At 67.7% G+C, this 11,461-nt stretch carries 12 protein-coding genes and 1 pseudogene; 6 read left to right on the top strand and 7 right to left on the bottom strand.

All coding sequences use genetic code 11. From position 1 onward, the window contains the following. Positions 1-157 precede the first annotated feature (157 nt). The 6 genes from ACFYX0_RS44810 to ACFYX0_RS44785 form a co-directional block, all read right to left on the bottom strand. The gene (locus ACFYX0_RS44810; RefSeq protein ID WP_388980827.1) at positions 158-721 is read right to left on the bottom strand and encodes a hypothetical protein; all 564 of its coding nucleotides are present in this window, start codon (positions 719-721) and stop codon (positions 158-160) included. Between the two features lie 513 nt (positions 722-1,234). Continuing rightward, on the bottom strand, positions 1,235-2,344 hold the full coding sequence (locus ACFYX0_RS44805) for an alpha-hydroxy-acid oxidizing protein (RefSeq protein WP_388980831.1): 1,110 nt from the start codon (positions 2,342-2,344) through the stop codon (positions 1,235-1,237). Between the two features lie 121 nt (positions 2,345-2,465). Beyond that, positions 2,466-3,293, bottom strand: a complete 828-nt coding sequence (locus ACFYX0_RS44800) for a class II aldolase/adducin family protein (RefSeq protein ID WP_388980825.1) — start codon at positions 3,291-3,293, stop codon at positions 2,466-2,468. A 71-nt stretch (positions 3,294-3,364) separates the two neighbouring features. Next, positions 3,365-4,243, bottom strand: a complete 879-nt coding sequence (locus ACFYX0_RS44795) for an alpha/beta fold hydrolase (protein ID WP_388980822.1) — start codon at positions 4,241-4,243, stop codon at positions 3,365-3,367. Continuing rightward, entirely contained in the window at positions 4,240-4,842 is a 603-nt protein-coding gene (locus ACFYX0_RS44790) for a TetR/AcrR family transcriptional regulator (protein ID WP_388980819.1), read from the bottom strand. The genes ACFYX0_RS44795 and ACFYX0_RS44790 overlap by 4 nt, the downstream gene beginning before the upstream one ends. 536 nt (positions 4,843-5,378) lie before the next feature. Next, positions 5,379-6,209, bottom strand: a complete 831-nt coding sequence (locus ACFYX0_RS44785) for an enoyl-CoA hydratase/isomerase family protein (RefSeq protein WP_388980816.1) — start codon at positions 6,207-6,209, stop codon at positions 5,379-5,381. A gap of 470 nt (positions 6,210-6,679) precedes the next feature. Between ACFYX0_RS44785 and ACFYX0_RS44780 the strand changes: the two genes are divergently transcribed. From ACFYX0_RS44780 to ACFYX0_RS44760, 5 genes are all read left to right on the top strand, one after another. Next, on the top strand, positions 6,680-7,411 hold the full coding sequence (locus ACFYX0_RS44780; protein WP_388980815.1) for a maleylpyruvate isomerase family mycothiol-dependent enzyme: 732 nt from the start codon (positions 6,680-6,682) through the stop codon (positions 7,409-7,411). Between the two features lie 300 nt (positions 7,412-7,711). Beyond that, positions 7,712-8,788 carry an alpha/beta fold hydrolase gene (locus tag ACFYX0_RS44775; protein WP_388980812.1) on the top strand — a complete coding sequence of 359 codons (1,077 nt, stop codon included), beginning with the start codon at positions 7,712-7,714 and terminating at the stop codon, positions 8,786-8,788. A 247-nt stretch (positions 8,789-9,035) separates the two neighbouring features. Further along, on the top strand, positions 9,036-9,287 hold the full coding sequence (gene tatA / locus ACFYX0_RS44770; protein ID WP_158926876.1) for a Sec-independent protein translocase subunit TatA: 252 nt from the start codon (positions 9,036-9,038) through the stop codon (positions 9,285-9,287). 114 nt (positions 9,288-9,401) lie between these two features. Further along, a complete protein-coding gene (gene tatC, locus ACFYX0_RS44765; protein ID WP_388980810.1) occupies positions 9,402-10,331 on the top strand; it encodes a twin-arginine translocase subunit TatC in 930 nt (309 codons plus the stop codon). A gap of 1 nt (position 10,332) precedes the next feature. Beyond that, on the top strand, positions 10,333-10,758 hold the full coding sequence (locus tag ACFYX0_RS44760) for a Sec-independent protein translocase subunit TatB (RefSeq protein WP_388980808.1): 426 nt from the start codon (positions 10,333-10,335) through the stop codon (positions 10,756-10,758). 77 nt (positions 10,759-10,835) lie between these two features. On the opposite strand, the pseudogene ACFYX0_RS44755 reads toward ACFYX0_RS44760, so the two are convergent. Beyond that, positions 10,836-10,925: pseudogene (locus tag ACFYX0_RS44755) on the bottom strand (MarR family transcriptional regulator); the annotation flags it as partial. On the opposite strand from ACFYX0_RS44755, the gene ACFYX0_RS44750 reads away from it, so the two are divergent. Next, a partial coding sequence (locus ACFYX0_RS44750) for an enoyl-CoA hydratase/isomerase family protein (RefSeq protein ID WP_388980829.1) occupies positions 10,923-11,461 on the top strand: 539 nt, incomplete at its 3' end. The pseudogene ACFYX0_RS44755 and the gene ACFYX0_RS44750 overlap by 3 nt on opposite strands.

The following is an 11,461-nucleotide window of genomic DNA, read 5'->3' as shown; positions in this document are numbered from 1 at the left end:
CCTCCGGTGATCACTGAGCGTAGAGAACTCCATGATCACTCAGGCCCGTGCCTGTCTCATGCCCAGAGCGTCCAGCCGCCAGGCAGCCCACCATTCGCCGGTCGGCCTAAAGCCGTAAAAGTTCACGCCTGTTGTCGGCACCGGTGAGTCAGGGGCCCTACTGGAGTCGCTCCGCAGCCTGGGCGGGGGTGTCGTAATAGACGGGCCGCGCCAGTCTTTGCACGACGGGTTGAACGATCGTGACGTTGATGCCCTCGCTGGCGAAGACGGCGTCGAAGCTGGCGGTGAGCTTCGTGTCCCGGCCGTGGATCAGGTGAGTGAAGTCGGATGCGCGGTTGCTGAGTTGCCATATCAGCTGTCGGGCCTGCTCGGTGGCCCAGGCCGCGGTTGGGGTGCGCGATGACCCCGAGGAGGTGGACGGTTCGGGTGCGGACCTCCATGACGAACAGCGGGTACAGCCGCTGCAGGCCGACCGTGTCGACGTGGAAGTAGTTGGCGGCGAGGAGGCCGTGGGCCGGGCCTTGAGGAAGGCGGTCCACTCAACGCGCGCCGATTGTGGGCGAGGGGCCGGCCCGAGGCCGGCGGTGCGTGGGGTGCGGCGGACGGTGGCCGGGCTGGCCTTGTGCCCGAGACGGCGGAGTTCGCCGTGGACACGCCGGAAGCCCCATCGCCGGTTCTCGGTGCCGAGCCGGACGACCAGGTCGCACAGCTCGTCGGGCATCGGCGGGCGTCCCGGCGAGGCGGGTTGTGTCCGCTTGTCCTTGATCAGACGTTGGTGCCAGGCCAGGAGGGTGCGCGGGGAGACGATCCGATGCTGGCGTAGCGACCGTGGGAGGAGTCGGGCGAAGGTGGTGAGCAGTGCTCGGTCGGGCCAGGTGGGCTTGGGGGGCCGCGACCTGTCGGCGCAGTACCGCGACTTCGTGTCGCAGGATCAGTATCTCGGCCTCCTTCGCCGCGGAGGATCGGGACAGCAGGACCAGCCACGCGAAGATCCGCGCGGCGATCAGGCAGAGCATTCGTACGAGCACAAGGTCCGATGGCGCCCGATCGGTCCGTGGAGCGCCGCCCCAGGTCACGGTCCGTGCAGCCATTCTGAAGCGGTACGGGATTCCGCGGCAGCCCATGGCCAGGACGACGCCACAGGCGCGTACGGCGTCGGAAGCCAGGACCTTTGGCGGACCTGTACGACCGGGAAGCCACCGCGCGCGTGGCTGGCACAGGCTGAACAGCTGGGTCACGGACGTCGCCGCAAAGCCGAGGGGCTGAGGTCTGCGATCTTCGGGTAGCCGTCGACCGCCATGAGGAGGTCAGCCTCCGCAAGGAGGGATCGCAGCACGTGGATGATGCCGTCCTCGCCGCCCAGTGCCAGACCGTAGACGTAGGGCCGCCCCACCGCTACCGCTCGCGCGCCCAGCGCCAGGGCTTTCACAACATGGTCCCCGGAGCGCACACCCGAATCGAAGATCACCGGAGTCTCGCCTGCGGCTTCGACGACATCCGGCAGCATGTCGAGTGAGGCAAGGCCACCGTTGGCCTGGCGTCCGCCGTGGTTCGAGCAGTAGATCCCATCGACACCGCCGTCGATGGCCCGTTGGACGTCCTCGGGATGCATGATTCCCTTGAGGATCAGCGGCAGGTCGGTCATGGAACGGAACCAGGCGAGATCGTCCCACGTCAGGCGCGGGTCGCCGAAGGTCATTGCCCAGGATCTCACTGCGGCCTGGAGGTCCTCTTCCGGGGGCTTGGCCAACCGGGACCTGAAGACCGGGTCGCTGAAGTAGTTTTCAAGGGCCAGCCCTCGCAGCTGAGGGAAGTTCGAGCGGCTGAGGTCGCGAGGCCGCCACCCCGGGATCCAGGTGTCCAGTGTGACGATGATCCCCTTGAAACCCGCCTGCTCGGCCCGGTGCACCAGGCTCTCGGCAAGTTCCCGGTCATTCGGGGTGTAGAGCTGGAAGAAGCCCGGGGTGTCACCGAACTGGGCAGCGACATCCTCCATCGGGTCGACCGTGAGAGTGGAGGCGATCATCGGCACGCCAGTCCTCGCCGAGGCTCGCGCCACGGCCAGGTCGCCGTGGCCGTCCTGCGCGCACAGGCCGATCACACCCACGGGCGCCATCAACAGCGGGGATGGGAGGGACAGCCCGCACAACTCGATGGAAAGGTCGCGCTGGGCTCCGTCGACGAGCATCCTCGGGATCAGCCCCCAGTCGTCGAATGCCGAGACGTTGAGATCCTGAGTGCGCTCGTCGCCCGCCCCGCCGGCGATGTAGGAGAGGAGCCAGGGGTCCAGCGCCTTGGATCCTCGCTCCTCCAACTCGGCGTATGTCATCGGCATCTTCGGCATGATGCCGGAGAGCCCGTTGAGGTAGATATCGAACTGGTAGTCGCCAAAGTTCGACACGTGGTTTCCTGCCTCCTCCTGGTCGGTTCTGGCCCGGCTGGCCGGTCTTGTTCGGTCGGGAGCCTCAGTCGAACAGGTCCGGCGAGGAGGCGATGATCTGGTCCCACAGCGGACGGAACTGGAACCAGCCCGCGAGGGGCCCGCCGATCTGTGCGCGGACCTGCTCCGCGGTCTCCCGGTCGATCTCGTGGGGGGTGCCGGCGGCCATGGCCAGGAGTTGCGCCTGGCACGACCGTTCCATCGTGATGAACCACCACGCGGCGGCGGCAACCGACTGACCGACGGTCAGCAGGCCGTGGTTCTTCAGGATCACGGCCTTCGCCGGACCGAGCGCCTCGCCGATGCGACGCCCCTCGTCGGAGTCGCTCACGACTCCGCGGTAGTCGGCGTAGAGGCCCTGGTCCTCGAAGAAGGCGCAGGCGTCCTGGGTGAGTGGTGCCAGCGGGATCCCGAGTGCTGAGAACGCCTTGCCGTGTAGGGAGTGCGCGTGTGCGGCCGCGACGGCGTCGGGGCGGGCCTTGTGGACCTCGGCGTGGATGCAGAAGGCGGCACGGTTCACCGGGCGCTTGCCGTGCAGCAGATTGCCTTCGTGGTCGACACGGACCAGGTCGGAGACCTTGATCTGATGGAAACTCATCCCGAACGGGTTGACCCAGAACGTGTCGGGGAATTCGGGGTCACGGGCAGTGATGTGCCCGGCGACTCCCTCGGAGAAGCCCAGCTTCCCGAAGACCCGGAAGGCGGCGGCGAGTTCCTGCTTGCGTACGTCGCGCTCCTCCTCGACCGAAAGCCCCGTGGGCGGGAGCGGGAGATCGAAGTCGTCGGGGATCGGGCCGATGTTGGCTCGGATCAGGTCAAGCATCTCGGGGGCGTGGCGCTGCGTGAGCGTCATGGTTTTTTGTTCCTCTCGATGTGTGCAGACGTGGTCGAGCCGTGAGCGTGGTGACAGGGACCGTGCGGACTTCAGCCGCTTCCCCCCGTGGCGAGGATCAGTGAGGCGACACGTTGCGGCGCCTCCAGCAGGGGCCAGTGGCCGACGTCCGCAAGGGCGTGGAGTGTCGCGTTCGGCATGCGTTCGGCGATCCGATCGGCGATGTGGGCACCCGCGACGGGGTCCCGCAGGCCCCAGACGAACGCCTTGGGCAGATCGCTGGTCTCCATGGCTTCCACCCATCGGTCGCGGTGGGCAGCCCGGTCGGTGATGTAGTGGATCAACCGGTGGGAGTTCAGATGGCCGTCACCGTGGCTCATGCCCTTCCACATCGCGGCTGCGTCGGCGCTTGAGTCGTAGTGCTCGGCGAATGTCGGTGAGAGGGCGGTGGCCATGAGCTCGCCGGTCAGTGCTGCGCTGAGCCGGGGGCCGGTGTCCGGATCGAGCAGCGCCGTCTGGGCCGCTTCCGGCCGGTGGAGTTCCGGGTAGATGCCGCCGTTCAGCAGCGTCAGGCTCGTGATCCGACTCCTCAATGACCCGTCGGCGCTGCGCGCGAGCAACTCCTGCGCCACGGTGGCCCCATAGTCGTGTGCCACCAGATGCGTCGAGGTCACCGCCTCGTGCTGCCACAACGCGACCACCAAGTCGGCCTGCTCGTGGATCGAGTAGTCGTGATCGGCCGGCTTCTCGCTCGCGCCGAAGCCGAGGAAATCCGGTATGAGGAGGGTGTGGCGAGTGGCGAGAACAGGAACCGCCCGGGCCCAGTCATGTGACGAACTGGGGAACCCGTGGAGCAGGGTCATCACGGGACCGCTGCCGATGCGGCGGACGAACACCTGGCGCGGGACTCCCGCGACGGTGAGCGGGAGCAGTTCGCCTTCGGACCACCATCGCTCGATACTGACCGTCATCGGAGCCCTCCGAACAGTGCGGGCAGGAAGCGGCGTTCCAGCTCGCCGTGCGGGAGCGCTGCCGGTTCCACCAGGCTTTGCGCGAGCCCGCCTTCCCGGACGGCGACGACGAGGCGCAGCAGCATGTCGAGATCCGTCTCGGTTACCTTGCCCGGTGTGGTCGCGAGGAGTGGTGCGAGGAGCTCCGCGATTGCCGCCCGGATCGCCGCGTCGTGGCGGGCGAGGGCTTGGGCCGCCTCGGGGTTGCGGATGGCGTGGAGAGTGAACTCGGTGGAGATGAGGAACCAGGTTCGCGTCTGCTCGTCCACGACGCTCGCCAGCTCGATGAACGTGGCGACCGGTTGCTCGGAGACGAGGGCTTGGTCCACCGCCTCACCCAGCTGTTTCAGGACGGTCTCGGAGCGTCGAGTGAACAGCGCGAGGAAGAGTTCGTCCTTGGAGTCGTAGTTCGAATAGAACGCGCCGGTCGTGTAGCCGGCCCGTGCGCACAGCTCCGCGATCGAGACACCCTGAAACCCGCACTCGGCGAACGCCTGCTCGGCCGCGTCGAGCAGGCGCTCGTTCGTCTCCCGTCGTCTCTTGGTCACGCGCTGTGTCATGCATCCCACCTGTTTCTGTCAAGGCGCTTGACGATGCCGGAGGTCGGATAGACATCCCTATCGGATAGAGGTTCCTATCTGATAGGGACCACTATCGAGTGAGAGTGGCGTTGACGCAAGGCCCGCGACGGCGGTATTCACGCCCGGGGACGCTCTTCGAACCGAGCAGGCTGCATCGAGCAAGGTGCGGCCGGGTTTCGACTCGCTGCTCAAGCCGTCGTGGGGCCGCCCGGCGGCGCTACGACGGGCACTCGTGACCATGGGCGTCGCAGATGAGGCCAATGCGCCCGGAGAGTCCGGACGGGCGTTGTCGGCGTAGGACGGTGGGTCCGGATGGACGTGGGCGGCGGTGGTCCCGCCGGCCGACCGAACCCCGGGTGGGAGGCTGCCCAGAGTCCGGCCGGGACCGGTTACGGCGATCTCGGAGAGGTGCCGTCCCGGCTGTGGTTTCCACGCCGCCCGGCGTGCTCACTCATGCTGGACTTCGCCGGCTTCGGTGAGGGCCAGGTCCCGCTCTGGGTCCTGTGTCGCAGGCGTCAGCTCCGGTTGCTCTCTGCGACCTGCTTGCCGAGGTCGAGTTCGATGCCGTCCGGCTTCTGCAGGCCTCCTTCGAAGAGGCGCCGGACGCGGTGTTCGTTCACGGGCCGTCCTACTGTTTGGAAGTAGGTGGACAGGGCGGATCCGAACTCTTCGTCCGAAATCGGGATGCTCTCGTCGATGAGGGCCTTGGTTCCGGCTACGGCGACCTTGTCGAACCCGGCGATACGGCGGGCGAAGGCGTTGACGAAATCGTCCAGTTCGTCCTCGGGGAGGACGCGGTTGACGTAGCCGTATTCTGCCGCCAGTTTCGCTGGGAAGTCGTCGGCCCCCAGCAAGATCTCCATCGCGCGGCCCCGGCCCACCAGCCTGGCCAGGTGTCCCGTCGCGTTGCCGCCGGGCACGGCCCCGACGCCGACCTCGAACTGCCCCAGGATCGCCTGGTGTCCCGCGAAACGGATGTCCGTGGCCAGCGCGAACTCACTTCCCGCTCCGCGGGTGCGGCCCTTGAGTGCGGAGATCGTGACGGCTGGGACCCTGCCGAGGCGGATGAAGTTGTCCGAGTAGGGGTGGAGCCCTGTGGGGCCGGGCTTCATGGCGGCTATGCGCGATTTATCCGCCAGGAAGTCGAAGTGCGCCATGAAGAAGTCGGGGTTGTCGCTCCGGAAGACGACCACGGTCAGGTCGGGAGCCTGCTCCATGCGGTTCACCAGGTCGGCGAGCTGCTCGATGGTGTCCACGTCCATGAGGTTGATCGGGCCGTTGGAGAAGGTCACCTTCCAGTAAGACGGCGACACTTCGGACACGTGGAACTGCTGCGTGTTTGGCATGCGCCGCAACGTAGCTAACTTCAATTTCACAAGTCAACCCTGACAGGAGAAGGGTCGACGCCCTGATGTCGCTCGCCATCGACGCGGCGCACGTGCCCGCGACACACCCTGCCCGCCGCCGGTTAGCAGACCGCACTGCCGGTCCCACACGTGGGCGGCAACCCGGCATCCCGTGCGGGTGGGTACCGGTCCCGCCGGTCGCGCCATGCGGGAGAGGTCGGCTGATGACGAAACGACAGAACGAACGGGCCGATCGGGGGCACCGGGTCGCCTTCCGTACACGCTGCCGCGCCCGACAGGAAAGCTGACTTGCAAAACTCTAGTCTGCCATGCATGCTTTCTTCCGGCTCCAGGGACGGCGTTCACCCGATCGCTTCCTGAACGCAGGTCTCGTTTTCTGGTGGCCGAGGCAACTGCCGTCATCAGGCCCCGCCTTACCGGAGGTCACTTTGAATCAGTCCCCCGCTCCCTTGCCGCTCGTCACCGACGTGTATCTGGCCACCCTGCGTGAGGCGGCGGCGGCGCTCGAGCAGCTGCTGCGCATCGCGGACCCGGCCACCCCGGTGGCGACCTGTGGCAGTTGGAGCATGCAGGACCTGGGCATCCATCTGGGTCAGGCGTCCCGCTTCGCGGCAGCCCTGCTGCAGACCGGGCAGTTGCCGCGCGAGCAGTTCGCCCCGCCGGCCGGGCAGGAGATCGCCGACTGGTACGCCGGGGGCGCGGCCGCAATCCTGGCCACCCTGGAGGAGACCGATCCCACCGCACCGGCCTGGGCGTTCGGCTTCGAGGGCGCAGTGGCGGCGCTCTGGTTCCGCCGCGTGGCCCAGGACACCGCGGTCCACCTGGTCGATGCCCAACTGGCCACCGGGGCCGACGTGCATGTCGATCCGCTGATCGCGGCCGACGGCGTAGACGAGGTGTTCGCCGTGATGGTCCCCAGGGTCTGGCAGCACGGCGAGCAGAAGCCGCTGCCGGCGCCCGTGGCGCTTCACACCACCGACACCGGACACAGCTGGCTGATCCAGCCGGGCGACATGCCGCAGGCCTTGCCGGTTGACTCGGAGGCCGCAGCGGCCACGGTGCAGGCCCCCGCCGCCGAGTTGCTGCTCGCCCTGTGGAAGCGGCAGCCCGCAAACCCCGAATGGATCAGCGGTGACATCGCCGCGGCCAACGCCCTGCTGACGGCCACGTTGACGCTCTGACCGGCCCCCTGTTCTATCGCCGGCACCCCCAGCTGTCCCGGGAAATCTGGAGCACCAAGCCGTGTGCGCGGATCCGGACGGCGGCCTGCCGGGCCGTGTCCGAGGGCGGATCCGGTCTCGCGGTACTTGTGGATTCCACAGATTCGAGCCCGCCTTTTCCAGGCTTTCGCCCGTGGTTCTTTCCATCCTTCCCAGTGCAAACCTCAATGGTCGGACGAACAGAGTGGGCAGGCGTAACTGCCCTTCGGTGTCCCGCCTTTGCCTCAACCCGAACAGTCCAGGAGATCTACCGTGTCTGACATGATTCCGTCGCATTCTCGGCGGAAGTTCCTCGCCACGTCGGCCGCAGCGGCGGCTGCAGTGACCGCCGGATCCCTCGGTGTGCTCCACGCCCAGTCGGCCGTAGCAGCCGAAGGAGGAACCGGCCGCGGACCGCTGGCGGGCGCCAGTGCGGAAGGCTTCGGCACCGTCTCCCAGGCGCCGCACCTGCCCGCAGGGTTCACCGAGACGTTCACCAGCCGGTTCGTCCACGCCAATGGACTGCGCCAGCACGTGGTCGTCGGCGGCAGCGGGCCGGCGCTGCTGCTCGTGCACGGCTGGCCCGAGACCTGGTACGCCTGGCGCCTGCTCATGCCCACGCTGGCCAAGGACTTCACCGTCATCGCAGTCGACCAGCGCGGCATCGGCCTGACCGACAAGCCCCAGGACGGCTACGACACCGCCACCATCGCGGCCGACCTGGCCGCCCTGATGGACGCGCTCGGCCACCAGAAGTTCGCCGTGGCCGGCCACGACACCGGCATGCCGATCGCCTACGCCCTGGCCGCGGACCACCCGGAGCGGGTCGAGCGCCTGGTCGTCGCCGAGGCCCCCCTCCCGGGCATCAGCGTCTCGCCGCCGGCCTTCGGCCCCGAGTGGCTCAACGACCGGATCTGGCACATCGGCTTCAACCGGCTCGCCACGATAAACGAACTGCTCGTCAGGGGACGGGAAGACATCTTCTTCGGCTTCGAGTTCGACATCAACGCCGTGAAGAAGCTGCCCGACTACGCCGTCGACTACTACATCAGCACCGTTGCCTCCGACCGCGACGCGCTGCGCGGCAGCTTCAGCTTCTACCGCGCGTTCGACACCACGCTCGCGCAGAACGTGCAACGCCAGAAGGCCGGCCTGCTGACCATGCCCGTCCTGGCGATCGGCGGAGCGGCAAGCGTCGGTGACGGGGCCGGGGTCACCATGAAGGCCGCCGCGCACGACGTGCAGACCGTGGTCATCCCCGACACCGGTCACTGGGTCGCCGAAGAGGCGCCCGAGCAGATGCTGGCGGCCCTGACCTCGTTCCTGGCCCCCTACCGCGCAGCGCACACCGCCGCCTAGCGGTAGCCGACCGGTTCGCACCCTTTACGCATGCGCCCGCCCGGTGGGGCCGGGCCGAGCGGGGTCCCCCCCAACTCGGCCCCACCGACCGCGGGCACGGCTCCGGCCCGGGCACCTCGGACATCCATGTCGCCTCCGCAGGTGACGATGACCACGTGCCCGGGTCGGGGAACCCGGTCGGCGTCCCGCCCTGACGAAAGCCGGCATCCCAACCCATCACAGATACAACCGATTTGGAGAGTGAACCATGCTGGAAAACCGGACCCTGGAAATCATCATCATCGCCGCCGTCGTGCTGCTGCTCTTCGGAGCCAAGCGCCTCCCTGACGCCGCGCGAGGACTGGGCAAGTCCCTGCGCATCTTCAAATCCGAAGTCAGCGCGATGAAGACCGACTCAGCGCAGGCGACAACCGCCGCCCCGAGGAGTGTTGCCGCCGGCCCCATCGAGGACGTCACCGGCCATCCCGTCACCGAATCGGCATCGATCATCCAGTCCTGAGCACCCAGCTCCCCAACGGCCCACCGCGCAGAGACCAACACCCCTATGGCGAACGAAACTCAGCACGCGGGATCACCCACGTCCGCACGGTCGCGGAAGGCTCCGAAGGGGGTCATGCCGCTCGCCGAGCACCTTCGTGAACTGCGGAACCGTCTCCTGGTCTCGATGCTCGCTCTGGCGATCGCCACCGTCGTCGGCTGGCTGTTCCACGGCTGGTTGCTCGACCAACTTACCGGCCCGGCCTGCCACATCACCCACGTCCACGGGGTTGGCCGGCCGACCAAGCAGTGCCCCGACGGCCTGCTGGTCAACACCGGTCTTCTTTCCCCGCTCTCCCTCAGCTTCAAAGTCTCGATCACAGCCGGGCTCATCCTGGCCAGCCCGGTGTGGAGCTACCAACTCTGGGCCTTCATTGCCCCGGGGCTGTACAAGAAGGAGAAGCGGTACGGTCTCGGCTTCACCTTCGCCGCCGTGCCCCTCTTCTGTGGCGGCGGCTACCTCGCCTACGTGATCTTTCCCAAGGCAGTGCAGATCCTGGCGAGCTTCAACCCCGCGGATTTCTCCCTGTCGCTGCCCGGCGACGAGTTCCTCGGCTTTTTCCTGCGCATGGTGCTCGTCTTCGGCCTCTCCTTCGAACTGCCGCTGCTTCTGGTGCTGCTGAACTCCCTGGGTGTCGTCAGCGCTGCCACACTGCGCAGCTGGTGGCGTCCGACGGTCTTCGTGATCTTCGTCTTCTCGGCGGTCGTCATCCCAACCGGCGATCCACTCACCATGACCGCCCTGGCCGTCCCCCTCTGCCTGCTCTACTCCCTCGCCTTGGCCGTCGCCACCCTCCACGACCGTACGAAGAAACGACGCCGCGCCGAGGATCCCGACAGCCAACTCGACGACGACGAGGCCTCCTCACCCGACCTCACCACCACCCCCTTGGACTTCCCCGAACCGGTAGACGTCTCTCATCCCGCACACGCGCAACCGACGGTCACCGCCCAGCTGAATCTCCCACCGCACGTCCCGGATCACCGCCCACCCGAGGAGCAGTAGGGTGATATTCAATATTGGCCCGCTCGAAATCGCCTCACTCGTCGTTCTCGGTCTGATCCTCTTCGGCCCCGACAAACTCCCGAAGATGATCAGCGAGGTCTGGGGATTCATCCGCAAGGTTCGTGAGTTCTCCGACAACACCAAGCACGAGATCCGTAATGAACTGGGCCCCGAATTCCAGGACTTCGAGTTCCAAGATCTGAACCCCAAGGCCTTCGTCCGTAAGCAACTGTCCCGTCACGGCGACGAACTCGGCCTCTCTGAGATGCAGGAACTGCGCAACGACCTGACAAAGGACGCGCTCGCTGCCACACCGACGCTGCGAGCCGCCCACGTCGATCCACACAGCGGTAGCACCGGCAGGCCTCTCGAAGTCACACCACCGGCCGCTGGAGAGCCGACATCGAACGACCGTGATACGACGTGAGCTCCACGCCGCACACGCCCCGTTACCTATCTCGTGGCCCCGCAACGGGGCGCCTGGCCCCCGGGTCCGGTATGGCTGTCACGGGTGTCGCCACGCCGCTCGACCAGCCCCCGTTCGGTCAGCTGCTTGAGCCGCTTGGTGACGGCGGCCCTCGAGGAGAAGGTCTGCCCATCCTGCTGCACCGGCTGGCGGCCGACCCCGCCGTGCGGGTGCTGGTGCTGACCGGCGACGGCGACACGTTCTGCTCGGGGGCGGACATCGCCGGACTGGCCGCGAGCGACGCCCGCGAAGACCAGGACAGCGACACGAGCGTGAACGGGAATGGGGCGCTTGCGGCGGCCGTCGCCGCCGAGGAGGCCCTTGCCGCCTTCCCCAAGCCGGCCCTCGCCGCAGTCCGCGGCTACTGCGTGGGCGGCGGCTGCCAGCTGGCCGCCGCCTGCGACCTGCGGTACGCGGCCCGGGACGCGCGCTTCGGGGTGACCCCGGCCCGGCTCGGCATCGTCTACCCGGCCTCGTCCACTCGCCGCCTGGTCGGGCTCGTCGGCCCCGCGACCGCCAGGTACCTGCTGTACTCCGCCGAGCTGATCGACGCCGAGCGGGCTCTGCGTACCGGCCTGGTCGACGAGCTACTGGACGACGGCCCGGAGTTCGACGCGCGGGTCGCGGACTTCGCCCGGGCCCTCGCCGAGCGCTCCCAGCTCAC

It is taken from the genome of Streptomyces sp. NPDC002573 (assembly GCF_042889625.1).
Lineage (GTDB): Bacteria > Actinomycetota > Actinomycetes > Streptomycetales > Streptomycetaceae > Streptomyces > Streptomyces gibsoniae.
This window is presented reverse-complemented; position numbering and strand designations above follow the sequence as displayed.